We start from the raw sequence: 26,329 nt of genomic DNA on the forward strand, positions 1-26,329 counted from the left end.
AACTCCTAGAACAGAAGCTGATACCCCGCACCGAGGACGGCGCAGACAGTGATCAGCGGGATGATCCCGACCCGAAAGCGGGCCAGGGCAATAAAGGCGGCGATGCCCAGCAGGGCGGAGAACCATTCGAAGGCACCCTCGAATCCGTCCGGCCACAGCACATGCCAGGTGAAGAAGACGGCAAGGTTCACGATCACCCCGACGACGGCGGCGGTGATGCCGGTCAGCGGCCCGGTAAAGTGCAGGTCGCCCCGGGTGCGCTCGACCAGCGGGGCGCCGACCAGGATGAACAGGAACGACGGCAGGAAGGTGAAGAACGTCGCGACCAGGGCTCCGAGCAGGGCGGCCAGCACGATCTGGTCCGGCCCCAGAAAGGCCTGCGTCCAGCCACCGATGAAGCCGACAAAGGTGACCACCATGATCAGCGGACCGGGCGTGGATTCGCCCAGGGCCAGGCCGTCGATCATCTGCGTCGGACTCAGCCAGCCATAGGTCTCGACCCCGCCCTGGTAGACATAGGGCAGCACCGCATACGCCCCGCCGAAGGTGACCAGCGCCGTCTGGGTGAAGAACTGCCCCATGCGGGTCAGCGTGGCGTCCCAGCCGAACACCGCGAGCAGGGCCCCGAACACGATCGCCCAGAGGCCCAGGCCCACCACCAGAAAACGGATCACCCGCGACCAGCGGAACTGCATCCAGGGGGCGGGCGGCGTGTCGTCGTCCACCACCGCCGGGCCACGGGACTCGACACTGCCGGCCCCGTGCGATTCGCCGCTCTGGAAGCGCTCCGGCCAGACGCGGCTGCCCAGCCAGCCAAGAATGCCGGCCGCGACGATGATGTACGGAAACGGGATATTGAGCGCGAAGATCGCCAGGAAGGCCGCGATGGCCATCAGCCACAGCAGGCCGTTGTTGAGCACCCGCCCGCCGATGCGCCAGCCGGCATAGACGATAATCGCGACCACCGCCGGCTTGATGCCGTAGAACACGGCCTCCACCGCGGGAACGTCACCAAAGGCGAGGTACGCCCAGGACAGACCGATCATCAGAAACAGCGAAGGCAGGATGAACAGCAGCCCGGCCATCAGACCGCCGAAGGTCCCGTGCAGCAGCCAGCCGAGATAGGTCGCCAGCTGCTGGGCCTCCGGTCCCGGCAGCACCATGGTGTAGTTCAGCGCATGCAGGAAGCGTTTCTCGGAGACCCAGCGCCGCCGTTCCACCAGTTCGTCGTGCATCATCCCGATCTGCCCGGCGGCCCCGCCGAACGAGATGAAGCCGAGTTTCAGCCAGTAGCGAAAGGCCTCGGCCCGGGTGGGCGCGTCGGGACGTTGTGTCGCGGTGTGTTCGGGATCGGTCATCTGGGATCGCGTCCGGATTGTTGTTCATAGGCCTGGCGAAGGTCGTGCAGCACCGGGGTCACCCGGGCCAGCAGGGCGTCGTCGTCTGCGCACTGTTGCTTGGCCCCGGTCAGGATGCTCTCGAAGCCCGCCGCCTCGGGGATGGGGCGGCCGCCGACATCCAGGAAATGCACCATCTCGGCCAGTCCGGCGAGACCGCTGTCGCGCTCCAGGCCGAAGGCGGCCAGCAGGACCTCGAAGGTGACGCGGTCGCCGACGTGGGTGAAGGCGGCCCCGTCGAAGTCGAAGCCCAGGGCCTCGGCCGGGCAATCGGCCGGGGTGGGAAGCCAGACGAAGCGGGCTTCCGGGTCGATGAATTCGCGGATCAGCCAGGCACTGGCGACCCGGTCGACCCACATGGCCGCGCGCGTGGCCCACAGCCGCCCCCGGTAGTCCGCCGGATCCAGGCGGGGGATGCCGGAATCCGGTGCGGGCGATGGTTCGTCCGGCGAGAGCGTCGACTGGGCCGCGGACTCGAGCCGGGAGAGCAGGGCCTCCAGTGGCCCGCGTCCGGGGCCCGGGAAGTAATCGGTGCGGCGCAGCTGCTCCGCCTCGCGGTGGATCTGGCGCAGGCGCTTGAGCAATTCGGCCTCGCCCAGTCCGGGCAGTTGGCCCAGCAGGGTCTCGGCGCTGGTCTGCAGCGTGCGGTACTCGGCCTCGCGGTCGAACAGGCTGCGGTAGTGCACCTGTTCCTCGGCGCTGGCCGCCACCGGCAGGTGGTAGGCCTGGTTGCCCGCCGCCCGTGCGGATTCCGCCAGTTCCAGCAGAGCGTCGCGCAGATCGGAACGGTTGGGTAGCAGGTAGACGCCGTCGCGCAGCGTGGCGGCGCCCAGCGCCTTCAGCGCCCGCCAGAGCCGGACCCGAGTCGAATCCTGCCCGCCCTGGAAGGCGAGGATGAGCAGTTGCCAGTCGGTATCCGGAGAATCCATGTTACAGGTATATCAATAATGTCACACACGTGACAACAGCTGTCTTCCGGGCACAAAAAAGGTTCATCGAAGGATACCGGGGAGGTATTCGTGCGCTGAAGGGCATCGTAATCTCGCGTGGAGCCGGGTTGGACACGGGAGAGGGGGATGCTGGACAAGAAGACGCTGCAGAAGCTGGGCGGCTGGGAAGGCTATCGGCTGGAACGTGCGGTATGGCCGGACGAGGCGGGCGGCACGCTGGAGTTGCACCTGAAGCCGACGCGGCAGTGGATGCACTGCGAACGCTGCGGCCACCGGACGCGTCAGGTGCACGAGACGACGCTGCGGCGGGTTCGGGATCTTCCCCTGTTCGAGTACCGGGTGGTGCTGGTGGTGCCGCGTCGCCGGGTGTGGTGCGAGCACTGCGGTGGTCCGCAGCTGGAGCGGCTGAGTTGGCTGGGGCGCTATCAGCGGCTGACCAACCGTCTGGCGGATGCCTGCAGTCAGTTGCTGCGTTCGGCCAGCATCCAGGCGGTGGCGGCCTTCTATGGCCTGGGTTGGCATACGGTGAAGACGGTGGACCGGCATCGGCTGGCGGCTTCGTTGCTGGAGCCGGACTGGGCGTCGATCCGCTATCTGGCGATGGACGAGTTCGCCCTGCACAAAGGCCACCGCTATGCCACGGTGGTGATCGAGCCGATCCGGCGCCAGGTGCTGTGGGTCGGGGAAGGCCGCTCGCGCGAGACCGCTCGGGCCTTCTTCGAGCAACTCCCCGAAGGCGTGCGCGAGCGCATCGAGGCGGTGGCGATCGACATGACCACGGCCTTCGAGCTCGAGATCCGGGCGCAGTGTCCCCGGGCCGAGATCGTCTACGACCTGTTCCATGTGGTGGCCAAGTACGGTCGCGAGGTCATCGACCGGGTGCGCGTCGACGAGGCGAAGCGTCTGGGCGAGGACCGTCGGGCCCGTCGCGTGATCAAGTCCAGCCGCTGGTTGCTGCTGCGTAACCGGGCGTCGCTGAACGCCGGCCAAGCGGTCCACCTGGACGAGTTGCTGCAAGCCAACCAGGCATTGCTGACAGTCTATCTGTTACGCGACGAGCTCAAGCGGCTCTGGTTCCAGCGCCGTCCGGAACAGACCTGGCAGGCCTGGCGACACTGGGTACAACAGGCACAGGAGAGCGGCATCCATGCCCTGCAGCGCTTCGCGCGGTTGCTGGAGCCCTATCTCCCCGGCATCGTCTCGCGCTGCCGGCATCGGCTGAACACCAGCGTCGTCGAAGGCATCAACAACACCATCAAGGTCATCAAGCGCCGCGCCTACGGCTACCGCGACCAGGACTACTTCTTCCTCAAAATCCGCGCCGCATTCCCCGGTAATGCTCGATGAACCACAAAAAAGCCCGGCGCCTTGCGGGGCCGGGCTTGCGCTGCCAGGGGCGTGGGGATCAGCCCTCGTTGTGGTAGCCGGTGATGCGCTCCACTTCGTTCTTCGCGCCCAGGACCACCGGCACGCGCTGGTGGATGCCCTCGGGGCTGATGTCCATGATGCGCTCGCGGCCGGTGGTGGCGGCGCCGCCGGCCTGTTCGACGATGAAGCTCATGGGGTTGGCCTCGTACATCAGGCGCAGCTTGCCGGTCGTGCCCTTGGCCTGCATCTTCGTGTCCATCGGGTACATGAACACCCCGCCACGGCACAGGATGCGGTGCACCTCGGCCACCATGGAGGCGACCCAGCGCATGTTGAAGTCCTTGCCGCGCGGGCCTTCCTTGCCGGCCAGGCACTCGTCGATATAGCGCTTGATCGGCGCTTCCCAGAAACGGCTGTTGGACATGTTGACCGCGAACTCCTGGGTGTCCTCCGGAATCTGCACGGTGTCCTTGGTCAGCAGGAATTCACCGAAGTCCTTGTCCAGCGTGAACATCTTCACGCCCTGGCCGGTGGCCATCACCATCATCGTGGACGGGCCGTAAAGGCAGTAACCGGCGGCGACCTGCTTGGTGCCCGGCTGCAGGAAGTCTTCCGTCTTCGGATCGGTCACGCCCTCGGGGGCCTTCAGGATCGAGAAGATCGTGCCGACGGAGACGTTCACATCGATGTTGGAGGAGCCGTCCAGCGGGTCGAACAGGACCAGGTAATGACCGCGCGGCGCGTCGGCCGGCATCTCGCAGATCTCTTCCATCTCCTCGGAGGCCAGACCGGCCGCATGGCCGTTGTGGCTCAGGCTCTCGATGAACACCTCGTTGGTGATGATGTCGAGCTTCTTCTGCGTCTCGCCCTGCACGTTCTCGGAGCCGGCGGAGCCGAGCACGCCGACCAGATCGCCCTTGTCGACGAGATTGGAGATCTTCTTGCACGCCACGGAGATGTCGTTCAGCAGACCGGTGAATTCGCCGGTCGCGCCCTGGATGCCGCGCTGGGTTTCGATGATGCAGTTGGTCAGAGTGGTACCGATATGCATGATGCAATCCTGATGCTGTTGTGAATCGGGCGACACGGCGCGAAATGGGGCACAGCAGCCCCCTCGCGGGGCGAACGGCCCCGGCGCGCCGGGTGTCAAAGGCGGCATAGTGTAGCAAAAGCACCCTATGTGGCCGATCTGTAGCCCTGATGGCGACGCGACGGCCCTGGCACCGCGTTTGCTCGCCATTCGGGACCCCCAACAAAAATGGAGGATTTATATGCCGCAGAACGCGCTGTACGCCCAGTCGGGCGGGGTCACCGCCGTCATCAACGCCAGTGCCTGGGGGGTGATCGAGGCGGTCCGCGCCCACCCGGCCCATTTCGGCAAGATCTATGCGGCGCGGGATGGCATCCTGGGTGTCCTGCGTGAAGAGATCATCGACCTCGACCACGAGGATCCGCTGACCCTGGCCGCCCTGCGCCATACGCCCGGGGGTGCGTTCGGCTCCTGTCGCTTCGACCTGGGTGACCCCGACAAGGACCCGGAGCAGTACGAGCGTCTGGTCGAGGTCTTCCGCGCCCATGACATCGGCACCTTCTTCTACAACGGCGGTGGCGGCTCCATGGATACCGCGCTGAAGATCGCGAAGATGGGTGAGCGCATGGGCTTTCCGATCAGGGCGATCGGCGTGCCCAAGACGATCGACAACGACCTTGCCGTGACCGACTCGAGCCCGGGCTTTGGTTCCGCCGCCAAGTTCATCGCCACCGTGGTGCGCGAGGCCAGTCTGGATGTCGAGTCCATGCATACCAGCTCCACCAAGGTGTTCGTGATGGAGGTGATGGGTCGCCATGCCGGCTGGCTGGCGGCCGCCGCGGCGCTGGCGCAGGAGTTCGACGGCCAGCCGCCCATGCTGATCCTGTTCGCCGAGGTCCCGTTCGACCAGAACGACTTCCTGGACCACCTGAACCGCACCATCGAGCGTCACGGGTATTGTGTGGTGGTTGTCTCCGAGGGGCTGAAGAATCCCGACGGCGGCCTGTTCTCGGTCGCCCAGAGCCACGACGTCTACGCCTACACCCAGCTCGGCGGCGCCGCCCCGCGCCTGGCCGAACTGATCCGCGAGAAGACCGGGCACAAGCTGCACTGGGCGGTGGTGGACTACATCCAGCGTGCCGCGCGCCATATCGCGTCGAAGGTGGACGTGGAGCAGGCTTATGCCTGCGGCCGCGCGGCGGTGGAGGGTGTGGTCGCGGGGGAGGACGCTTTCATGCCGATTATCCGGCGCGACTCCAACAAGCCCTATCGCTGGAGTATCGGGTTCACCCATCTCGAGACTGTCGCCGACATCGAGCAGGGCATGCCGCGCAACTACATCACCCCGGACGGCTACGGCATCACCCAGGCTGCCCGTGACTACCTGCGCCCGCTGATCCAGGGCGAGGACGCCCCCCCATTCGAGCAGGGCCTGCCCTGCTACCCGCGCATTCGTGGCGAACTGCTTCCCAAACGGTGCACACCGTTCGAGGTCAGGAGCGACTAGGCGCGGCGATCACTCTGCCGCGGGCTTGGCGGGTGTGCAGCATCCGCCGGGGCCTTCCTGCTGGATGGGCGGGCAGGGCGCGGTGCCGTAGGAGCAGAACACGCAGCAATCCCCCGGAAGTGGCCTCAGCAGCGTGCCGCAGCCGGTGCATTCGTAGAACCACTGGCAGGCGTCGGTGGGCATCGTTTCCGTCTTCTGGTGCCCGCATTCAGGGCAGGTCAGCATCGAATCCAGAACGATCTCATTCATCTGCGTTTCAGGCGAACAGGTCATGATCAGCAATGTACAGGGACCCCTTCTCGGGAAAAACCCCGTGTGGCGCCCGGAAACGGCATATCCAGCACAAGCCGGGCGTCTAATGTGTGATGAAGGTCCCGCAAGAGGACCAGCCGAAGTCCAGAGATTGTGGAGGAGAGCATGAAGAAACAAACCCTGAACCGGGCGCTCGCGGGCTTTGCGGCAGTCGCCTTGATGGGCGCTTTCGCCGCCCCGGGCACGGTGGCGGCACAAGGTGCTTACTGGCTGTCGGCCGATGGTTCGCCCGACGACATCAAGGTCGAATATCGGCTGCGCGATCATGGCTGCGACAACGTCCGCGGCGAATGGCGCGTCGTGAACGACAGCGATGACTACGTCGATGTGACCGTGACCAAGACGGCCTACACCTGCCCTGGCGAACTCGACGATGACGTGCGCACCACGGTGCGCCGCTTCGGCACGATTGCGCCGGGCGACATGCGCGAGCGTACGCGTGATGACAGCGTCTGCGGCGGGGCCTGGGCGCGTTCGGTCGAGGTGCTCGAGTACGAGATCGAAAAGGTCGATCCGCCCGAAGAGAGTTGATCCAGCTCGCACTTCGTCGTCCGCGTTTCCCTGAGTGGGGCTTGATAGCGTGACGGGGCGCGAAAAAATAAGTGATTCGGGGCTTGGCGCGTCCGAGCCGCCGGGTACACTGAAGTGGTGCCTCCCCGGCGGATTGCCGGTCCCGTTCAATCGAAAAAGGAGTTCGACCATGTCCCACGCACCGCATCGTCGTTGGTTGTCCGCCCCCGCCGCGTTCCTGATTGCATTGGCGCTGGCCCTGTTGCCCGCGACCCCGGCGTTCGCCGGCGTGGGAATGCTGGATACGGGCTCCATGATTCAGCAGGCCAGCGCGGATGACACCCGCGCGCAGCTTCTCAAGCAGCTGGATGATCAGGCCGTTCGCGAGAAGCTGGTCGAGATGGGTGTGGACCCTGACCGCGCCCAGGAGCGTGTCGCCCGCCTGACCCCGGAAGAGCTCGCCCAACTCGAGGCCCGCATGGAAACCGATCCGGCCGGTGCCGCCGGCGTGGTCGGCGTGGTCGCCATCGTGTTTATCGTGCTCGTGATCCTGGACGCGGTCGGCGTGACCGACATCTTCTCGTTCGTCGGTCCCGCCCGCGAGCGCTAGGCCTTTCATGGCATCTGTCTACTGGCGGCGAGCCCCCGGGCTCGCCGCACTCGTTTGCGGTCTGTTTGCCGTGCTCTGGCTCAGCGGTTGTGCCACGGCACCGCAGAGCGCACAGCTCTCCAGTGAGGCCCCGGAGAACTTGCCTGTGCGCGTGGAACTGGAAGATACCCCGTTCTTCCCGCAGGAGGATTACCAGTGCGGCCCGGCAGCCCTGGCGACGGTGCTGGGTGCGCGCGGGATCGATGCCTCGCTGGAAGAGCTGATCCACGAGGTCTACATCCCGGCTCGCGAGGGTAGCCTGCAGGCCGAGATGCGTGCCGCGGCGCGTGCGCGTGACCTGGTCGCCTACCGGGTGGAGCCGCAGCTGGAATCCATCCTGCGCGAGGTGGCAGAGGGCAACCCGGTCGTGGTGTTCCAGAACCTCGGGGTCGCGATGTTCCCCGAATGGCACTTTGCCGTGGTAATGGGCTACGACCTGGAGGAGCGCGAGGTGTATCTGCGCAGCGGGCCTATCGAGCGCCACGTGAATTCGTTCGCCCGCTTCGAACGCACCTGGGCGCGCGGCGATCGCTGGGCCTTCCTGGTGATCGAACCGGATCAGCTGCCGGCCACGGCCGAGCCGCTGCGCTGGTTGCGTGCGGTGAACGAACTGGAGCAGGTGGGTCGTCTGGGCCCGGCCGCCACGGGGTATCAGACCGCAATGGAGCGCTGGCCGGAGCACCCGATCGGCTATGTCGGGCGGGCGAATGTGGCCTTTGCCCAGGGCGACCTGCCAACGGCGGAGGACGCCCTGCGCCAGTTGATCGAGCGGGACCCGCAACGGCACGAGGGCTGGAACAACCTCGCCCATGTGCTGATTGCCCGCCAGTGCGGCGAGCAGGCCCGCGAGGCGGCCAGTTGCGCGGGCGAACTGGCCGGCCCCGGAAGCTATGCGCCTACCCTGGGGGCGGCGGCCGGGGCACCTGACGACGGCGCTCAGTGCCGCGCCCTGCCGCCCTGCCCTGCGGCGCTGGAAGCCCGCGCGCCGCAGGAGTAGCGGGCGGCCCGTCAGGCCTTGCGCTTGTCCAGGGTCTGTTCGGCGTGTTTGAGAACCAGCCCCAGGTTCTGTTTCTCGACGTCCGTGACCTGCGGGTCTTCCTTCACGGCGTGGCGCAGGTGCTCGACCAGTTGCGCCAGTTCGTCGCGCGAAATCTGGTGGAAGTTGAACCCGCCCCCGTAGCGGGCCTCGAGCTGGTCCCAGTAATCGGCGAGCGGCGGACGGTAGTCATCGGTCATCGGTAGCCCTTGATGGCGGTGGACGAGACGGGGCAGTGTAAAGCCTGTCCAGGCGATTTCCGAACATGCCCGGGTGGGGGTGTTTGGTGTGCCACCCCCCCTTGCGGTCTAATACGGGCCTTGTTCCCTGCTGGCTGTTGGCATGCCCCAAGTCACTGCGATCTACCCCGGCACTTTCGACCCGATTACCCACGGGCACACGGACATCGTGCGCCGCGCCGCGCGCCTGTTTGATCGCGTGGTGATCGCGGTGGCCGCCAATCCGAACAAGGGTCCGGCTTTCCCGCTGGAGACCCGCGTCGCGCTGGCGGAGGAGGCGGTGAGGGGGATCGAAGGGGTCGAGGTTCAGGGCTTCAACGTGTTGCTGGCCAAGTTCGTGCATGCCCAGGGGGCCAATGTGATTCTGCGCGGCCTGCGTGCGGTGTCCGATTTCGAGCACGAATTTCAGCTGGCGGCCATGAACCGTCAGTTGGCTCCCGAGGTCGAAACGCTGTTCCTGACCCCGGCGGAGGAATACAGCTTTGTCTCCTCCAGTCTGGTACGGGAAATCGCCCGTTTGGGCGGCGACGTCTCAAAATTCGTAAGCCCCGGTGTGGCGCGCATGCTGGCCGAACAAAACGGCCTGGAGCGCTAGCCGGGCCCCGCGACTGGATACGAGGACAACCCCATGGCTCTGATGATCACCGACGAATGCATCAACTGCGATGTCTGCGAGCCCGAGTGCCCGAACGAGGCCATCTACCCCGGCGACGAGATCTACGAGATCGATCCGGAGCGCTGCACCGAGTGCGTCGGGCATTACGACGAACCGCAGTGCCAGGATGTCTGCCCGGTCGATTGCATCCCGCTGGACCCTGACCGCAAGGAGACGCGCGAGCAGTTGCAGGCGAAGTACGAGAAGCTGATGGGCGCGTAACGATGCTGGCGCGCCTGCTCCCCGTCGCCCTGGCCGCCGCGCTGCTGGCAGCGCCCGTTCAGGCCGAGGGGCCCGGCCAGGGGGCGGTGGCCTCCGCTCATCCGGAGGCCACCGCGGCGGGCGAGCGTATCCTCGCCGCGGGCGGCAATGCGTTCGATGCTGCCGTTGCCGTGACCGCCGCGCTCGGCGTGGCCGAACCCTATGGCTCCGGCCTGGGGGGCGGCGGGTTTTTCCTGCTCTATGACGCGGAGAACGACCGCAGCGTGATGCTGGACGCCCGCGAGACAGCCCCGGGCGAGGCGCATCGCGACATGTACCTGGACGACGATGGCGAGGTGGTCGAAGGGTTGTCACTCGACGGGGTGCTCGCCGCCGGGATCCCCGGCATGCCGGCCGGGATCGATCACCTGTCCCGCCACTACGGCAACCTGCCACTCGGCGATACTCTGGAGCCGGCCATCCGTCTGGCCGAGGACGGGGTCGAGGTGGGCAGCCGCTACAACCAGATGGCCAGTTTCCGCCACCAGGCGCTGCGGGATGGCGCGGATGCCGCTCAGATCTTCCTCGATAATGGCGATGTGCCCGACGCGGGCATGCGCCTCGTGCAACCGGATCTGGCCGATACCCTGCGCCGCTTGGCGGATGAGGGGCGCGACGGTTTCTATACCGGAGAACTGGCCGAGCGGCTGGTCGAAGGGGTGCGTGAGGCCGGCGGCATCTGGGCGCTGGAGGATCTGGAGAACTATGAGGTCGTCGAGCGTGACCCGATCCACATCGAATATCGTGGCGCGCGGATTACCACCGCCTCGCCGCCGTCCTCGGGCGGCGTCGCCCTGGGGCAGATTCTGAACATCCTGTCGTTCTACGACCTTGACGAACTGGCCCCGGATCTGCGCGCGCACCTGACCATCGAGGCGATGCGCCGCGCTTACCGCGACCGGGCCGAATATCTCGGCGATCCGGACCACGTCGATATGCCGCTTGAGCGGCTGCTGTCGCGTGACTACGCGGCCGGGTTGCGGGCCACCATTCATCCGGACGAGGCTACGCCCAGCCGCTATCTGCCGCTATCGGTGGACCCACAGGCGGATGTTCCGGACCCGGCGCAGGCCGCCGAGAGCCCGGAGACGACGCACTTCTCCGTGATCGACGCCGATGGCAACCGCGTGGCCGCCACGCTGACGCTGAACTACCCATTCGGTTCCGGCTATGTGGTGCCCGGAACCGGGGTCCTGCTGAACAACGAGATGGACGACTTCTCGGCCAAGCCGGGCGAGCCCAATGCCTACGGGCTGATTGGGTTCGAGGCCAACGCGATTGCCCCGTATCGGCGGCCCCTGTCGAGCATGAGCCCGACCTTTGTCGAGACCGATGATCGCGTGGCGATCCTGGGCACCCCGGGGGGCAGCCGCATCATCACCATGGTGCTGCACGGCATTCTGGGCGTGGTGGAAGGACTGGATGCGGAGACGATCGTCGAGCAGCCGCGATACCACCACCAGTACCTGCCGGACCGTGTGGAACACGAGACGAGCGCGTTCGACATGGAGACGCGTGGGCAGTTGGTGTCGCGAGGCCACCGCCTGGTGCCGCAGGTGCGCCCCTTCGGGGACATGCAGGTGATCCTGTGGGAGCGCGGGGAAGGGCGGCTGGAGGCAGCCTCCGACCCGCGTGGCGAGGGCGGCGCCCGCGTGCTCTCCGAGTAACCGAGTCGCCATTCGCACCCGGTTGCCGCGGTTGCAATGTTTTCCTGCAGCGAGCTACGCAAAAAACCGCGCCCGGATCATGTCCGGGCGCGGCTTGGCAGGCAATCCCGTTCGGGGCCGGGCCCCGAACGGCCGGGGCATTTAGCCCTGGGCCAGGTCGCGGATGCGGGCGTTCAGGCGGCTCTTGTGGCGCGCCGCCTTGTTCCGGTGGATCAGCCCCTTGCTCACGGTCGCGTCGATGACCGGCACGGCCTTCTTGTAGGCCTCGCTGGCTGCCTGGGCATCGCCCTGTTGCAGTGGCTTCAGCACAGCCTTCATGGCCGTGCGGAAACGGGAGCGCAGCGCCATGTTGTGAGCGCGATTCTTGACCGCCTGACGGGCCCGCTTACGGGCAGAAGCAATATTCGCCAAAGTACTTCCCTCGCGTTGATGCGCTAGGTTCTGAAAGGCGGCAGAGCATACCCGGAGCCCGGGGCGGCGTCAACCGTGGTGCGTCCGTTATGGATGGTGTAGCCGGGCCGCAACGTCTACTGTATAAGACAAGACCACACCACAAGGAGAACCACGATGTTTCCGCTCTCCCGCGCCGTTCGAATGGCACGCCTGCCCGGTTTTGCGATGGCCCTGATGCTGACGGGCCTGCTGTTCGCCGCGCTGGCGTTCACGCCCCGCGCCGAGGCCATGGAGCCCGAGGCCAAAGTGGTGTATCACGCCGATTTCGCTGATCCCCGCCGCTTCTCCGCGATGTTGACCAGCATCAACAACATGATGACGTACTACCAGGACGAGTTCATGGACGTGGACGTGCGCATCGTGTTCGTGGCCCACGGCATCCGTTTCCTGACCGATGACGATCTCGCCGATACCCCGTTCGAGGCCGACGAGGAACTCAAGGAAGAGCGCGATACCCTGCGTGGTCGCCTGATGAGCCTTGCCAGCACCCATGGCGTCAAGCTGGAGCTGTGCGAGATCACCCGTTCGCAGATCGGCCTGGACCAGGACGAGGTCTATGATCACGTCGAGTTCGTGCCTTCGGGCGTGGTGCGCATCGCCGAGCTGCAAAACGAGAAGGGCTTTGCCTACATCAAGATCGAGTAACGGTCCTTCGCGTGCTCCATCTGAAGCCCCGCCTCGGCGGGGCTTTTTTGTGCCACCGCGAAGCGCACGAAGGAGGTCGAGTGCGATTGCACCACGGAGGGCACGGAGAAACCGAGCGAAGAGGGGCAGGATGTGATGAATGCAGCGAATCGCATCTTGTTGTTGATGAGTCCGTCATCGCGAGGAGCGAAGCGACGCGGCGATCGGGTTGGGATTCCCTCCAGTGTTACCCAAAAGATTGCCGCGCTACGCTCGCAATGACTGCCCTTCGGATCGATCCCACGCCTTCTCTGTGCCCTCCGTGGTGCAACAAAGGGGGGGTTCGCCTAACTCAGAACTTCCAGTTTGGCGAAGCCGAGCACCAGCCACTTGGAACCGGCGTGGGCGAAGTTCACCTGGACCCGGGCCGAGTTGCCGGAACCCTCGAACTGGGTAATCAGGCCCTCGCCGAACTTTGCGTGATGCACGCGCGCGCCGATGGCCAGGCCCGCCGCGGAGGCCTCGGCGGCCTGCACATCCATGGACCCGAATCCCGCGGTCTTCTGGCGCGCCGCCGCAAAGCGTCCCGCACCAAACGGCGAGGCCTGCGGGCGCAGCACCTCCAGCGCGTCCTCCGGGATCTCGTTGATGAAGCGTGAGGCGACGTTGTAGGACTCGCGTCCGTACAGCCGCCGGGTCTCGGCGTGGATCAGGTACAGCTCCTTCTCGGCGCGGGTCATGCCGACGTAGGCCAGGCGGCGTTCCTCCTCCAGCCGTCCCGGTTCCTCCAGCGAACGCGCGTTGGGGAACAGGCCCTCCTCCATGCCGGTGAGGAATACCAGCGGGAACTCCAGGCCCTTGGCCGAGTGCAGGGTCATCATCTGCACTGCGTCTTCATGCGGATCGGCCGCACCCTCGCCGGCCTCCAGCGCCGCATGGGCGAGGAATTCCGTCAGACGGTTCCCTTCGCCTTCCTCGCTCTCGGCGGTGGACTCCATGTCGAAGGCGCGCGCGGCCCCCACCAGCTCGTCCAGGTTCTCCAGCCGCGCCTCGCCGCGCTCGCCCTTTTCCTTCTTGTAGTGCTCGCGCAGTTGCGCGCGCTCGATCGCCTGTTCCACCTGGTCCGCCAGCGGCTGGCGCGGCAGCTCCTGCTGCAGGGTGCGGACCAGCTGCACGAAGCCGGCGACCGCGTTGCGCGCCCGCCCGGGCAGCGCGTCGGCATCCACCGCGTGGGTGGCGGCCTGCAGCAGGCTGGTATCCGCCGCCTGGGCGGCCTGGCGCAGGCCCTCCAGGGTCTTTTCGCCGATCCCGCGCGGCGGCTGGTTGACCACGCGCAGGAAGGCGGCGTCGTCATCGCCGTTGCCGGCCAGGCGCAGGTAGGCCAGGGCGTCACGGATCTCCTGGCGCTCGAAGAAGCGCAGGCCGCCGTAGACGCGATAGGGCATGCGGCGGGCGATGAAGGTCTCTTCCAGTACGCGCGACTGGGCGTTGGAGCGATAGAGCACCGCGCACTCGCGGTACAGCCCGCCCTCGTCCACGTGGCGGGCGATGGTCTCGGCGATGAAGCGTGCCTCTTCCTGCTCGTTCAGCGCGGTGTACAGGCGGACCGGTGCTCCCTCCTTGTCCTCGGTCCAGAGCTCCTTGCCGAGGCGCCCGGCGTTGTGCCGGATCAGGGCGTTGGCCGCGTTCAGGATGTTGGCGCTGGAGCGGTAGTTCTGCTCCAGGCGTACGACCTGGGTGCCCGGGTAGTCCTGCTGGAAATGCTGGATGTTCTCGATCCTGGCGCCGCGCCAGCCGTAGATGGACTGATCGTCGTCACCCACCGCGAACACCGGGCTGTCGCCGGCCAGCAGGCGCAGCCAGGCGTACTGGATGTCGTTGGTGTCCTGGAACTCGTCGACCAGCACATGGCGAAAGCGCGTGCGGTAGTGCTCCAGCAGCGCCTTGTTGTCGCGCAGCAGCTCCAGCGAGCGCAGCATCAGCTCGGCGAAGTCCACCACGCCGGCACGCTCGCAGGCCTGCTGGTAGGTGGTGTAGATGCGCACCCACTGGCGCGCGACCGGGTCACCGGTATCCGGAAGGTGCTCCGGGCGGGCGCCCTCGTCCTTGCGCGCGTTGATGTACCACTGCGCCTGCTTCGGTGGCCAGCGCGCCTCGTCCAGTTCCAGGCCGCGCAGCACACGTTTGACCATGCGCAGCTGGTCGTCGGAGTCGAGAATCTGGAAGCCCTGCGGCAGCCGCGCGTCCTGCCAGTGCTGGCGCAGCAGGCGGTGGGCCAGCCCGTGGAACGTACCGACCCACAATCCGGTCGCCGGGTGGCCCAGCAGCGCCTCGATGCGCCCGCGCATCTCGGCCGCCGCCTTGTTGGTGAAGGTGACCGCCAGCAGGCTGTGCGGGGCCACGCCCTCGACACCGATCAGCCAGGCGATGCGGTGTACCAGCACGCGGGTCTTGCCGGAGCCGGCGCCGGCCAGCACCAGCAGCGGCTGTGGAGGGGCGGCCACGGCCTCGCGCTGGGCCGGGTTCAGGGAATCGAGCAGGGGGGAGACATCCATGCGCGAATGGTAGGGAAACCCGGCCGGAATCGCACGTTGTGCACGCGGGACGTGTGCCTTCCGCCGCGCAAACGCGCTACTCTCGGTCACAACCGTCATCGGCCCTGCGCGGGGAACCTCGCCGCCGAGACGAGTCCCAAGTAGTAACACCGCGCACGCGCAATCGGAACATCGCGAATGAATGACATGCCCTCGCTGCACCGGCTGGATACGCCGGTCTCCGGACAGGAGCTACACCCGGACAACCTGCTTTTCGCCGAGACCCTGCTGGAACGCTACCGCGAGGACCCGGAGTCGGTTCCGCCAGCCTGGGCCGACTACTTCCGCTCGCTGGAGAGCGCGCCGCGTCGAGAGCGCCGTCGGCGTTCCAGCGATCGTCCGGATCTGGCCCATGAGCAGTTGCAGATCCGGGTGCTGCAGTTCATCAACTCCTATCGCTACCTGGGCCACTTCGGGGCGCGCCTGGATCCGCTGGAGCGCGCGGCCCCCGAGCCGCCCGTGGAGTTGAGCCGGGAGTACCACGGCCTGGACCGGGTCGGCCCGGAGATCCTGTTCGACCCCGGTTCCCTGTTCATCGAGGGCCCGGTCTCGCTGGACACGATCGAGCGGGTACTGCGCGAGACCTACTGCGCGAGTATCGGTGCCGAGTACATGCACATCGCGGCGACCGAGGAGAAGCGCTGGTTGCAGGAGCGGCTGGAGTCGGTTCATGGGCACTTCGGCTTCGGCGACGAGACGCGGCTGGCCATCCTCGAACGCCTGACGGCGGCCGAGGGGCTGGAGCGCTATCTGCATCGGCGCTATGTCGGACAGAAGCGCTTCTCCCTGGAAGGGGCGGAGAGCCTGATCCCGCTGCTGAATGCGCTGGTCCAGCGCGGTGGTGCGCGCGGGCTGCAGGAGGTCGTCCTGGGCATGGCGCATCGTGGGCGCCTGAATGTGCTGGTCAACCTGTTCGGCAAGGCCCCTGCGGATCTGGCCGGCGAGTTCGAGGGCCGCCCGCGCGACGACCGGGGTACCGGGGACGTCAAGTACCACATGGGCTTCTCCTCGAATGTCGAGACGCCTGGCGGCCCGATCCATCTGGCGCTGGCGTTCAACCCCTCGCATCTGGAGATCGTGACGCCCGTGGTAGAGGGATCGGTGCGCGCCCGCCAGGTGCGCATCGGCGACCGCAAGGGCAGTCGGGTGATGCCCGTGGTGATCCATGGCGATGCCGCCTTCGCCGGACAGGGCGTGGTCATGGAAACCCTGAACATGTCCCAGACCCGGGGCTTCTCCACCAAGGGCACGGTGCACGTGGTGGTGAACAACCAGATCGGATTTACCACATCGACCCTGAAGGACGCACGTTCGACACATTACGCGACCGACGTCGCCAAGATGGTGAATGCGCCGATCCTGCACGTGAACGGCGACGACCCCGAGGCTGTGGTATTCGTCACCCAGGTCGCGTTGGACTACCGCATGCGCTTCGGCAAGGACGTAGTGATCGACCTGGTCTGTTACCGCCGCCAGGGGCATAACGAGGCCGACGAGCCGGCCGCCACGCAGCCGCACATGTACCGCCGTATCCGCGACCTGCCGACCACCCGCGAGCTTTATGCCCGCACACTAATCGAGGCCGGGTTGACCGAGGAGAAGACCCAGGACGAGGCGTTCGAGGCCTATCGCGCCCGCCTGGATGCCGGCGAGCCAGTGGCCCTGTCGCTGCACGACGACGGGCATGGCACCACAACCAACTGGGCGCCCTATGTGAACCAGACCTGGGATCAGGATGTGGAGACGGGCGTGGAGAGCGCGCGCCTGTCGCGTATGCTCGGCCAGCTATCGACACCGCCGGAGGGTTTTCAGGTCCACCCGCGTGTGCAGAAAATCCTCGACGCCCGCTGCGCGATGGCAGCAGGCGAACAGCCGCTGGACTGGGGCGCGGCCGAGACGCTGGCCTACGGCACGCTGATCCAGGACGGCTACCGTATTCGCCTGTCCGGTCAGGACTCCGGGCGCGGTACATTCTTCCACCGCCACGCGGTGCTGCATGACCAGGAGACCGGGAAGGCGCTAGTGCCGCTGCGCCGGCTGGATCCGGATCACCCGCGCTTTCTGGTCATCGATTCGCTGCTGTCCGAGGAAGGCGTGCTCGCATTCGAGTACGGCTATTCAACGGCCGCGCCGGAGGCCCTGGTGGTCTGGGAGGCGCAGTTCGGTGACTTCGTGAACGGCGCGCAGGTGGTGATCGACCAGTTCATTTCTTCCGGCGAGCAGAAGTGGGGCCGTCTGTGCGGGCTGACGCTGCTGCTGCCGCATGGTTACGAGGGGCAGGGTCCGGAGCATTCCTCGGCCCGGCCCGAGCGCTTCCTGCAACTGGCGGCGCAGGAGAACATGCAGGTCTGTGTACCGACCACACCCGCGCAGATTTTCCATCTGCTGCGCCGGCAGATGGTACGCCCCTACCGCAAGCCGCTCGTCGTGATGACGCCTAAGAGTCTGCTGCGGCACCAGGATGCGGTCTCCGATCTCGCGGCGCTGGCGCACGGTCAGTACCAGACGGTCATCGACGACGCACGCATCGAGGACCCCCAGGCCGTCAAGCGTGTGTTGCTGACCAGCGGGCGCATCTACTATGACCTTGCTTCAAGCCAGTCCGAGGGGCAGCACTGGGATGTCGCGATCCTGCGCCTGGAGCAGTGCTACCCGTTCCCTGAAGAGCGTCTTACCGAATTGCTGGGACGCTACCCGCACGCGGAGGAGTTCGTCTGGGTGCAGGACGAGCCGGAGAACCAGGGCTATCTGGGATTCCTGGCGCCGCGCATCAATCCACTGCTGACGGTGCGTGGTCAGACGCTGCACGCAGTCGCGCGGCCCCCGGCCGCCGCGCCGGCGGTCGGCTACCCGGAGGTTCACAAGGCGCAGTTGAAGGATCTGCTCGAACGCGCGTTCGGTCCGATCAGCTCGCGCGATACCCCGCACCCCACGCCCTGAATATTGACGCACAGCACAAGGAAGCGAGATGGCATCCGATCCCACCCCGATCCAGGTCCCTGAACTCCCGGAGTCTGTCGCCGATGCGACCGTGGTCGCCCTGCACAAGAAGGCGGGCGACGCGGTCAAGCGCGATGAACTGATCGCCGAGCTCGAGACCGACAAGGTCGTGCTCGAGGTCTCTGCTCCGTCCGCCGGCACTTTGACCGCGCTGGAGGTTAGCGAGGGCGATGTGGTGAAGACGGATGCGGTGATTGGCTATCTGAGCGCGGCCGACGAGGCCGCCGCGGATGATGTCGACGCCGAAGAAGAGGCCTCGACGCCCGCTCAGGACCCCCGCGAGTCCACCGACACGAAGGCAGAGTCTTCGTGGTCCGAGAAGGATGACCGAGCCCAGGCCGCCGCAAAGGCCACGCCTGATCGTGCCTCGGGCTCTGCGCCGCCCACTCCCAGTCCGGCCGTGCGCCGCCTGCTGCAGGAGGCCGGGCTGAAGCCCGAAGATGTCGAGGGCACGGGCGAGGATGGTCGGATTCTGCGCGAGGATGTCGAGCGTGCGCAGGCCGCCCGCTCGAGTGCGGGTCAGGCCTCGTCACCCGCTCCCAAAGCCGAACGGTCCCCGGCGCGAGAGCCCGCGCCGACGGCAGGCGGTATCGAGCGTGTCCCGATGACGCGGCTGCGCGCGCGGATCGCCGAGCGGCTGCTGGAGGCCAAGCAGTCCACCGCGATGCTGACGACTTTCAACGAGATCGACATGTCCGCCGCGATGGACCTGCGCGCGCGCTACAAGGAGACCTTCGAGAAGCGCCACTCGATCAAGCTGGGCTTCATGGGCCTGTTCGTGGCCGCCGCCAGCCGCGCGCTGGAGCGCTTTCCGATCATCAATGCCGCGCTCGATGGTGAGGAGATCGTCTATCACCACTACAGCGATATCGGCATCGCCGTCTCCTCCCCGCGCGGCCTGGTGGTTCCGGTGCTGCGCGACACGGGCAATGCATCCATCTCGGAGATCGAACGGCGCATCCGCGACTTCGCCGAGCGCGCTCGTGACGGCAAGCTGGACATCGACGAGTTGCGCGGCGGCACCTTCACGATCACCAACGGCGGGGTGTTCGGCTCGCTGTTTTCCACCCCGATCGTGAACCCGCCGCAAAGCGCCATCCTCGGCATGCACGCGATCAAGGAGCGCCCCGTCGCGGTGGACGGCCAGGTCGTGATCCGCCCGATGATGTATGTCGCCCTCTCCTACGACCACCGTCTGGTCGACGGTGCCGATGCCGTCCGCTTCCTCGTCGCCATCAAGGACGCGATCGAGGATCCGGCGCGCCTGCTGCTTGACGTCTGACCCCCCCCATCGTTCCGGTCCGCCCCGAACCGCCCTCCTGTAGGAGGTCAGCCCCCTGACCGATGGGGCGTCGGCCAGGCCCTTATCGGTCAGGGGGCTGGCCTCCTGCAGCCGTCAGGGCCGAAGGTGGAGCAGGTTCGCCCTCAGTCGAACGGCGCGATCAGTTCACGTATCACGTCGTAGTCGGCGTCGCTGACCGGGGCGAACCCGTCATAGCTCTCGTCCAGCGCGCGCAGGGCTGGCCCCGAGGCGGGGTCGTCCGCGCGGGCGGCCAGCAATACCTCGCGGATGCGTTCGCGCAGCGCCGGGTCCAGCCCGTCACGTGCAGCGATCACGTACGGGGGCAGTAGTGGCGACTCGTGCAGGATGCGGATGCCGTTGCCCTCCCATTCGTACGCGGTGGTGTCCTTCAGGATGCCGGCATCGAAGTCACCGTTGATCACCCCGCGCACGATGTTGTCGTAGTGCCCGAGGAAGTGGTACTCGCCCAGTTCGTCCAGGGTGACGCCGGCATTGACCACGGTGGCCCGCTGCAGCAGCGCCGCCTCGTCGCCGAATGCGAAACGCTTCCCGACCAGGCCCTGCGGGGTCTCCAGCGGACTGTCCTCGCGCACGACCAGCATCAGGCGAAAGGCTTCCTCGCCCTTGGTGACGGTGCGCACCAGCGGCTCGACCTGGCCGCGGTCACGGGCGCGGATGTAGGCCACCGGGGTCAGATAGGCGATATCCGAACGCCCCTCTGCGACTTCGCGAATCGCGTCCGGCATGTTCGGCGACAGGCGCAGGCCGACCTCCATGCCCAGTTCCGCCGACAGATAGTCCGTCACCGGTTCCAGCCGGCTGAGCATGCGCGCCGGAATATCCATCGCCACCGAGCCGAAGATCAGTTCGCCTTCCTCCTCGTCCATCTCGCCGGCCGCCCCCATGGGCAGGGCCAGCAGCCCCGCCAGCAATGCCCCAAGCCATCCTGTCCTGTTCATCCCTTGTCTCCTGATTGGTCTTGCCCGAGCGGATCTTCCGCGGCGAGCGTGGTGTAATCAGTCACGCGGTTGCGACCCCGCCGCTTGCTGGCGTACATCGCCTGATCCGCCGCCCGGCAGAGTGCGCGGGTGGTGGTGAGATCGTCCTCCAGCGATAGCCAGGCGACGCCAATGCTGACAGTGATGGATGCTCGCGCGCCGTCGTCAAGCGCCACCTCCATCGCCGCAACTGCCTCGCGCAGTGCCTCCGCGATGGCGAGCGCATCCTCGGGTTCGGCGCGACGCAGGAAGACCGCGAACTCCTCGCCGCCGAGGCGGCAGACCAGATCGGTCGTGCGGACCCGGTCCTGCAACAGCTCGGCGAAACGCCGCAGGATCCGGTCGCCCCCTTCGTGTCCGTGGGTGTCGTTGATCTGCTTGAAGGCGTCGAGATCCAGGATCAGCAGGCTCGCGGGATCTCCGTGGCGGCGGAACAGGGCCACGTCCTTCTCGATCGCTTCCTGAAAGGCGCGCCGATTACCCAACCCTGTCAGCGGGTCTGTCAGGGTCAGCTGTTCCAGCTCCATGTTGGAGGCCTCCAGTTCAGACTGCTGTCGCAGTAACTGGTCATAGGCCTCCTTGAGTTCGCGATCCGCTGCCTCGACTCGGCCGCGCAGCTGTTCATTGGCCGTGTTCAGCTGGGCACGCATCTGGTTGAACCGACGGGCCAGCTCGCCAATCTCGTCGCGGGATCCGACCGGAATGTCGCGCAGGATCACGCCGTTTTCGTCGACGTTCGACTCCAAAGACCGTGACACGCGCGTCAATGGCCCAATAATGATCCACGAGAGTGCGATGAATTCCGCCGCCGCGATCAGGGCGATGACCGCGACCTCGCGCTGGATCAGGGCGCGTTTTTGCTGCTGGAGCTGCGCAAGAATGGGCTCGATGCTGAGTTCCATTTCCAGGTAGCCCACGTCGCGGTCGTCGAGCATGATGGGGCGCTCGAACGCGACGCGTTCCAGTTCCTCGCGCTGGGGATGCTGCATCTCCGCCATGGTGTTACCGCGGTCGCTGATGACGCGCACATGCACTACGCCGCCGGCCTCGACGACCTGCTCCAGCAGCAGCTGCAAGGTGTGGTAGTCATAGCCGACCACGGGGTAGGCCAGGGAACGGGCGAGATAGTCGGCGGTCTCGGCGCCGCGGCGGTCGGTCTCGTCGAGCACATTGCGCTCGACATCGCGCAGCACCAGATAGCCGCTGATCGACAACGCGGTCAGCAGCACTGTCAGCAGGATCAGGACGACCTTCTGGCGGATCCCCAGCCGGAACAGTTGTCGACGCCCGTTGGTCATGCTTTTCCCCTGTATCCCATGTAGCAGGCGGGCCGTCCCGGGCGCGCGGGCCTGCACGTTACCGAGAGAGTAAAGAGGCCCGCCGGGGGCAACAAACAGGGTTCGTTAATACACGGGCGAAAGTCGGGCTCGGCGGTTGTGCGGTGCGGATAGACGGTCGTCAGTTGCGGTCGACAGGGCGTCGGTACGGGCCCGGGCGCAGGCCGAACAGCAGCATGGCGGCGCCGAGCAGGCCGAGTGGCCAGGCCGGCCAGGCCAGTCCGAGCCAGGTGGACACGTCGAGCTGGGTGGCCAGCCCGGCCAGGGCGAGCAGGCCTGCGCCCCCCCAGGCCTCGTGGCGCCGGCGGTTCTGGCGGCGCAGCCCCTCTTCCAGATCGCGGATCTGCTGGCGCAGGGCGGCGTCGCGGTCGGCGCGCTGCTCCTCCACCGTCAGGGCCTTTTCCAGGTGCATGGGCATCTCGGGCAGTTGGGCGAGCAACCGAGGCAGGTGCTGCTGCGCATTGCGGATGAATGCACGCACGCCCATGCGCTCGTGCATCCAGTCTTCGATGAACGGCTTGGCGGTGGTCCAAAGATCCAGCTGTGGATACAGCTGGCGGCCCAGGCCCTCGATGTTCAGCAGGGTTTTCTGCAACAGCACCAGCTGCGGCTGCACCTCCATGTTGAAGCGACGGGCGGTCTGGAACAGGCGCAGCAGGACTTGGCCGAAGGAGATCTCCTCCAGCGGGCGCTGGAAGATGGGCTCGCAGACGGTGCGGATGGCCGCCTCGAACTCGTCCACGCGGGTATCCTTCGGCACCCAGCCGGATTCCACGTGCAGTTCGGCTACGCGCCGGTAGTCGCGGTTGAAGAAGGCGTGGAAGTTCTCCGCCAGGTAGCGCTGGTCGGAGTCCAGCAGCGAGCCGACGATGCCGAAGTCCACCGCCAGGTAGGTCGGGTCGTCCGGGTGCGTAGCATCGACGAAGATGTTGCCCGGGTGCATGTCGGCATGGAAGAAGTTGTGTCGGAATACCTGAGTGAAGAAGATCTCCACCCCGCGTTCGGCCAGTAGCTTCAGGTCCACGTTACGTTCACGCAGCGCGGCGATGTCCGCGACCGGGATGCCGCCAATGCGCTCCATTACCAGCACGCTGCGACGGGTGTAGTCCCAGATGATCTCCGGGATGTACAGCAGGTGGCTGTCCTCGAAGTTGCGGTGGATCGCGGCGGCGTTCGCACCCTCGCGGATCAGGTCCAGCTCGTCGGTGACGGTCTTTTCGTACTCATCCACCACCTCGCGCGGGCGCAGACGCTTGGCCTCGGACCAGTAGCGATCGGCCAGGTCCGCGATCAGGTGCATCACCTCGAGATCCGCGCGGATGGTCTTGAGGATGCCGGGGCGCACGACCTTGACCACCACCTCGCGCCCGTCCTGCAGTGTGGCCGCGTGCACCTGGGCGATGGAGGCCGAGGCGATCGGGGTGTCCTCGAAGCGCGCGAAGGCGATCTCGATCGGGCGTTCCAGCTCCGATTCGATCAGGGCGCGTGCCTGCTCGAACGGGAACGGGGGCACGCGGTCCTGCAGGCGGGCCAGCTCCACCGCAATGTCATCCGGCAGCAAGTCGCGCCGGGTCGAGAGCATCTGCCCGAACTTGATGAAGATCGGACCCAGGTCTTCCAGCGCGCGGCGGATGCGCTCGCCGCGCGTACCCTCGGTGCGGCGGAACCAGTTCCAGGGGGCGAGATAGAGCAGGAAGCTGAGCGGGCGCAGCGGCTTCAGCGTGAACAGGATGACGTCCAGGCGATAGCGCACCAGGACCCGCGCAATGGTCCACAGCCGCAGCCCCCGGTACAGCGCGCGGCGCATCAGGCCTGCCGGTCGTCAGGAGCGGAGGCGTTGGCCTCTGGGGAGTGTCTCCCCAGCTGGCGCAGTCGCGCATCCAGCCGGGCGACATCGTCGCGCAGCGCGGCGACGTCGTCGGCGAAGGCCTCGAACGCACCGCCCGCCGGCAGCCACTCGAGTTCGTCGCGCAGGTAGTCGGCCGTGTCCTCGGCGGAGCGGCGGCCGAGGTGGCGCAGGCTGTCGCGTGCCTGATCCAGCAGGTCCCGCAGGGGTCCGGCCGCTCCGGCGCCGGCAAAGCGCTCGAACAACCCCTCCCAGTCGACCCCGGAGTCGCGCAGCGCATGCTGCAGATCGGAGAGCACGGTGGCATCGCCGGTGATGGTCAGCCCGGAGCGATCGTCACGCGCCATCGCCGCGGCCAGCGACAGCGGCGAGCCCGCCAGCTGCACGTCCACCGGTTCCTCGACACCGCCCACCACCTGCAGGCGGTCGGCAGCCCCGATCAGTGACAGTGCGATCCCCGGCGGTTCGATCACGACAGCGATCGCACGCCCGGCCAGGCGCGCCCGGTCCTTTTCCGGCGCGCTCGCCAGGTGTTCGTTCAGCGCGGCCTCGATCAGGGCCGTGAACGGGCTGGGCAGGGCGAAGGGTTCGGCCATCAAGGGAGACACTGATTAATGTACACGCTCGCGCTCGAGTCGCTTTTGCGTGCGAACAAGGCGCGGTGACTGCCGTGCAGTCATTCTGCACAAGGGAGCCGCAACGCCGTGCGCGCGCAAAAGCGGCCGAGCCCCTTCGCTTATTAAATTGTGGGGTTGGCACCCCAGGTTCCCCGATCCTGCGTTGTGCCGCTTACAGGTAGAACCACTACCTGTCGCACGACGCGCCTTGTCTTGGAAAACCTGGGGTACCAACGCGAGTGTGTACATTGATCAGTGTCTCCCTAGAACTTCGTGCCGCGGTGCAGGGCGACGATGCCGCCGGTCAGGTTGTCGTACTCGACCCGTTCCAGCCCGGCATCGCGCATCATCCCGGCCAGGGTCTCCTGATCCGGGTGCATGCGGATGGACTCCGCCAGGTAGCGGTAGCTGTCCGCATCGTTGGCGACCAGCTTGCCCATCAGCGGCAGCATCTTGAACGAATAGATGTCGTAGATCGGGCGCAGCGGCGCCATCGGCTGCGAGAACTCCAGCACCAGCACGCGCCCGCCCGGCTTGATCACCCGGCGCATCTCGGCCAGCGCGCGCTCCTTGCGGGTCACGTTGCGCAGGCCGAAGGCGATGGTCACGCGGTCGAAGTAGTCGTCCGGGTAGGGCAACTGCTCCGCATCCGCCTGCACAAAGTCGAGGTTGCCCACATGGCCCTCGTCCAGCATGCGGTCGCGCCCGGCCTCCAGCATCGAGGCGTTGATGTCGCAGACCACGATCTGCCCCTTCGGCCCGACGCGCGGCGCAAAGGCGCCGGCCAGGTCCCCGGTGCCGCCGGCCAGGTCCAGGATCTTCATGCCCGGGCGCACGCCGGTACGCTCCAGTGTGTAGCGCTTCCAGATGCGATGGACGCCCAGCGACATCAGGTCGTTCATCACGTCATAGCGCGAGGCGACCGAATGGAAGACCTCGCCGACCCGCGAGGCCTTCTCGGACTCGGGTACGGTCTGGTAGCCGAAGTGGGTCTTGCCAGGTTCTTCTTTCATCGAGGTGCCGTTGTCAGTGCGTCTTGCGCTCGTGTCCGGCTTCTTTCAGCCGATCCAGGTAATCCTGCCACAGACGCTCCTGGTCTGTGCCGAGCTCGTGCAGGTAGTCCCAGTCATAGATGCCGGTATCGTGGCCGTCGGAGAACACGAGTTTCACCGCATAATTGCCGACCGGCTCGATCTCGGTGATGTTCACATCCTCCTTGCCGACCTGCAGGACCTCCTGGCCCTTGCCGTGTCCGCGCACCTCGGCCGAGGGCGAATACACGCGCAGGAACTCGCAGGGCAACTCGAAATGCGAGCCGTCCGAATACGTCAGCTCCAGGATGCGCGACTTCTGATGCAGCTGGATATCGGTGGGTCGGTGGGTACTGCTCATGCGGCCTCCAGAATCCACAGTCCGGGCGCCGCCCGAACCGAATCAGCGGACCGCCAAACGGCGGCCATCAATGGACTGCGAGGATACCAGCCCTGCCGGCCCGCGTGGCATCTCCCCGTTCGGCGCGCCGGGTTGGTAAGGAAAAGCGGCTCAAGCGTGAACGCTTGCATGGATCACGACGTTTCCTCCTTGCGGAATCACGAGGCCTTCCTGTCGGGTCACCCGAGCGCGCGATCCGCCTGAGAAAGCCGCGACTGCATCTCTCCGTCCAGCCGGATGGGGGCCGGTGACAGCGGTGCTGGAATGAAGGCCCGACACCAGAGGGTTGGCGGACATATCGGCCCGCGCGTGATTAAGCGTCTGTTCCCTGCATAGAGACACCAGCCTTTCCCGTGGAAGCCACCGGGTCTCATATTAAACGCTGGCATTAATACTGCGATCAGCATGAAGCCATATTGAAAGCAGCCAATCAAAAGAAAGGTAGGCGGCTGAAGACCGACTCTGGCCGCACCAAACGGCTGATACCTGTTCTCGAGATCCGGGCTATTGGCGGCTTCTGCGAGTCGGGAAAGCCCCGATTCGCA

24 protein-coding genes are annotated in these 26,329 nt (G+C 66.5%); 11 read left to right on the forward strand and 13 right to left on the reverse strand.

The features are described 5' to 3' along the window. Nucleotides 1–5 precede the first annotated feature (5 nt). The gene (chrA, locus tag TK90_RS00395) at nucleotides 6–1,358 is read right to left on the reverse strand and encodes a chromate efflux transporter (RefSeq protein WP_012981497.1); all 1,353 of its coding nucleotides are present in this window, start codon (nucleotides 1,356–1,358) and stop codon (nucleotides 6–8) included. Then, nucleotides 1,355–2,326 carry a chromate resistance protein ChrB domain-containing protein gene (locus TK90_RS00400; RefSeq protein ID WP_012981498.1) on the reverse strand — a complete coding sequence of 324 codons (972 nt, stop codon included), beginning with the start codon at nucleotides 2,324–2,326 and terminating at the stop codon, nucleotides 1,355–1,357. Before TK90_RS00400 ends, chrA begins: the two co-directional genes overlap by 4 nt. 147 nt (nucleotides 2,327–2,473) lie before the next feature. Between TK90_RS00400 and TK90_RS00405 the strand changes: the two genes are divergently transcribed. Continuing rightward, nucleotides 2,474–3,694 (forward strand): ISL3 family transposase, encoded by a 1,221-nt coding sequence (locus tag TK90_RS00405; protein WP_012981499.1) that lies wholly within the window; start codon nucleotides 2,474–2,476, stop codon nucleotides 3,692–3,694. Between the two features lie 58 nt (nucleotides 3,695–3,752). Here the strand turns inward: TK90_RS00405 and TK90_RS00410 are convergent, their stop codons facing one another. After that, nucleotides 3,753–4,766: a class 1 fructose-bisphosphatase gene (locus TK90_RS00410; RefSeq protein WP_012981500.1), complete on the reverse strand. Its 1,014-nt coding sequence runs from the start codon at nucleotides 4,764–4,766 to the stop codon at nucleotides 3,753–3,755. Nucleotides 4,767–4,986: 220 nt separating this feature from the next. On the opposite strand from TK90_RS00410, the gene TK90_RS00415 reads away from it, so the two are divergent. Next, the gene (locus TK90_RS00415) at nucleotides 4,987–6,252 is read left to right on the forward strand and encodes a 6-phosphofructokinase (protein WP_012981501.1); all 1,266 of its coding nucleotides are present in this window, start codon (nucleotides 4,987–4,989) and stop codon (nucleotides 6,250–6,252) included. 9 nt (nucleotides 6,253–6,261) lie between these two features. On the opposite strand, the gene TK90_RS00420 is transcribed toward TK90_RS00415, so the two are convergent. Next, complete coding sequence (locus TK90_RS00420; protein WP_012981502.1) at nucleotides 6,262–6,501, reverse strand: GDCCVxC domain-containing (seleno)protein; 240 nt, start codon at nucleotides 6,499–6,501, stop codon at nucleotides 6,262–6,264. A gap of 156 nt (nucleotides 6,502–6,657) precedes the next feature. Here TK90_RS00420 and TK90_RS00425 point away from each other — a divergent pair, with 156 nt between their 5' ends. From TK90_RS00425 to TK90_RS00435, 3 genes are all read left to right on the forward strand, one after another. Continuing rightward, the gene (locus TK90_RS00425) at nucleotides 6,658–7,095 is read left to right on the forward strand and encodes a hypothetical protein (RefSeq protein ID WP_041444108.1); all 438 of its coding nucleotides are present in this window, start codon (nucleotides 6,658–6,660) and stop codon (nucleotides 7,093–7,095) included. 169 nt (nucleotides 7,096–7,264) lie between these two features. Beyond that, on the forward strand, nucleotides 7,265–7,684 hold the full coding sequence (locus tag TK90_RS00430) for a PA2779 family protein (protein WP_012981504.1): 420 nt from the start codon (nucleotides 7,265–7,267) through the stop codon (nucleotides 7,682–7,684). Between the two features lie 7 nt (nucleotides 7,685–7,691). Further along, nucleotides 7,692–8,720 carry a PA2778 family cysteine peptidase gene (locus TK90_RS00435; protein WP_012981505.1) on the forward strand — a complete coding sequence of 343 codons (1,029 nt, stop codon included), beginning with the start codon at nucleotides 7,692–7,694 and terminating at the stop codon, nucleotides 8,718–8,720. Nucleotides 8,721–8,731: 11 nt separating this feature from the next. Here the strand turns inward: TK90_RS00435 and TK90_RS00440 are convergent, their stop codons facing one another. Further along, the gene (locus TK90_RS00440) at nucleotides 8,732–8,959 is read right to left on the reverse strand and encodes a hypothetical protein (protein ID WP_012981506.1); all 228 of its coding nucleotides are present in this window, start codon (nucleotides 8,957–8,959) and stop codon (nucleotides 8,732–8,734) included. 142 nt (nucleotides 8,960–9,101) lie between these two features. Here TK90_RS00440 and coaD point away from each other — a divergent pair, with 142 nt between their 5' ends. The 3 genes from coaD to ggt are packed head-to-tail and all read left to right on the forward strand — an operon-like array spanning nucleotide 9,102 to nucleotide 11,581. Further along, on the forward strand, nucleotides 9,102–9,593 hold the full coding sequence (gene coaD, locus TK90_RS00445) for a pantetheine-phosphate adenylyltransferase (RefSeq protein WP_012981507.1): 492 nt from the start codon (nucleotides 9,102–9,104) through the stop codon (nucleotides 9,591–9,593). Between the two features lie 33 nt (nucleotides 9,594–9,626). Further along, a complete protein-coding gene (locus TK90_RS00450; RefSeq protein WP_012981508.1) occupies nucleotides 9,627–9,875 on the forward strand; it encodes a YfhL family 4Fe-4S dicluster ferredoxin in 249 nt (82 codons plus the stop codon). A gap of 2 nt (nucleotides 9,876–9,877) precedes the next feature. Beyond that, nucleotides 9,878–11,581: a gamma-glutamyltransferase gene (gene ggt / locus TK90_RS00455; RefSeq protein ID WP_012981509.1), complete on the forward strand. Its 1,704-nt coding sequence runs from the start codon at nucleotides 9,878–9,880 to the stop codon at nucleotides 11,579–11,581. A gap of 141 nt (nucleotides 11,582–11,722) precedes the next feature. On the opposite strand, the gene rpsT is transcribed toward ggt, so the two are convergent. Further along, nucleotides 11,723–11,992 (reverse strand): 30S ribosomal protein S20, encoded by a 270-nt coding sequence (rpsT, locus tag TK90_RS00460; RefSeq protein WP_012981510.1) that lies wholly within the window; start codon nucleotides 11,990–11,992, stop codon nucleotides 11,723–11,725. A 156-nt stretch (nucleotides 11,993–12,148) separates the two neighbouring features. Here rpsT and TK90_RS00465 point away from each other — a divergent pair, with 156 nt between their 5' ends. Beyond that, nucleotides 12,149–12,679: a DsrE family protein gene (locus TK90_RS00465; protein ID WP_012981511.1), complete on the forward strand. Its 531-nt coding sequence runs from the start codon at nucleotides 12,149–12,151 to the stop codon at nucleotides 12,677–12,679. A gap of 326 nt (nucleotides 12,680–13,005) precedes the next feature. Here the strand turns inward: TK90_RS00465 and uvrD are convergent, their stop codons facing one another. Further along, on the reverse strand, nucleotides 13,006–15,213 hold the full coding sequence (uvrD, locus tag TK90_RS00470; protein ID WP_012981512.1) for a DNA helicase II: 2,208 nt from the start codon (nucleotides 15,211–15,213) through the stop codon (nucleotides 13,006–13,008). 177 nt (nucleotides 15,214–15,390) lie between these two features. On the opposite strand from uvrD, the gene TK90_RS00475 reads away from it, so the two are divergent. Together TK90_RS00475 and odhB are read left to right on the forward strand one after the other, a co-directional pair. Continuing rightward, complete coding sequence (locus TK90_RS00475; protein WP_012981513.1) at nucleotides 15,391–18,192, forward strand: 2-oxoglutarate dehydrogenase E1 component; 2,802 nt, start codon at nucleotides 15,391–15,393, stop codon at nucleotides 18,190–18,192. Nucleotides 18,193–18,220: 28 nt separating this feature from the next. Then, nucleotides 18,221–19,534 (forward strand): 2-oxoglutarate dehydrogenase complex dihydrolipoyllysine-residue succinyltransferase, encoded by a 1,314-nt coding sequence (gene odhB, locus TK90_RS00480; RefSeq protein WP_012981514.1) that lies wholly within the window; start codon nucleotides 18,221–18,223, stop codon nucleotides 19,532–19,534. A 143-nt stretch (nucleotides 19,535–19,677) separates the two neighbouring features. Here the strand turns inward: odhB and TK90_RS00485 are convergent, their stop codons facing one another. The 6 genes from TK90_RS00485 to TK90_RS00510 form a co-directional block, all read right to left on the reverse strand. Next, complete coding sequence (locus TK90_RS00485) at nucleotides 19,678–20,514, reverse strand: PhnD/SsuA/transferrin family substrate-binding protein (protein ID WP_012981515.1); 837 nt, start codon at nucleotides 20,512–20,514, stop codon at nucleotides 19,678–19,680. Continuing rightward, a complete protein-coding gene (locus TK90_RS00490; RefSeq protein WP_012981516.1) occupies nucleotides 20,511–21,851 on the reverse strand; it encodes a diguanylate cyclase in 1,341 nt (446 codons plus the stop codon). The genes TK90_RS00485 and TK90_RS00490 overlap by 4 nt, the downstream gene beginning before the upstream one ends. A 160-nt stretch (nucleotides 21,852–22,011) precedes the next feature. Continuing rightward, nucleotides 22,012–23,697, reverse strand: coding sequence for a ubiquinone biosynthesis regulatory protein kinase UbiB (gene ubiB / locus TK90_RS00495; protein ID WP_012981517.1), 1,686 nt, complete (start codon nucleotides 23,695–23,697; stop codon nucleotides 22,012–22,014). Then, entirely contained in the window at nucleotides 23,697–24,332 is a 636-nt protein-coding gene (locus TK90_RS00500) for an SCP2 domain-containing protein (protein WP_012981518.1), read from the reverse strand. The genes ubiB and TK90_RS00500 overlap by 1 nt, the downstream gene beginning before the upstream one ends. Nucleotides 24,333–24,616: 284 nt before the next feature. Continuing rightward, nucleotides 24,617–25,366, reverse strand: a complete 750-nt coding sequence (gene ubiE, locus TK90_RS00505; RefSeq protein WP_012981519.1) for a bifunctional demethylmenaquinone methyltransferase/2-methoxy-6-polyprenyl-1,4-benzoquinol methylase UbiE — start codon at nucleotides 25,364–25,366, stop codon at nucleotides 24,617–24,619. 13 nt (nucleotides 25,367–25,379) lie between these two features. Then, nucleotides 25,380–25,745 carry a gamma-butyrobetaine hydroxylase-like domain-containing protein gene (locus TK90_RS00510; RefSeq protein ID WP_012981520.1) on the reverse strand — a complete coding sequence of 122 codons (366 nt, stop codon included), beginning with the start codon at nucleotides 25,743–25,745 and terminating at the stop codon, nucleotides 25,380–25,382. Nucleotides 25,746–26,329 lie beyond the last annotated feature (584 nt).

The organism is Thioalkalivibrio sp. K90mix (assembly GCF_000025545.1).
In the GTDB taxonomy this organism is placed as follows: domain Bacteria; phylum Pseudomonadota; class Gammaproteobacteria; order Ectothiorhodospirales; family Ectothiorhodospiraceae; genus Thioalkalivibrio.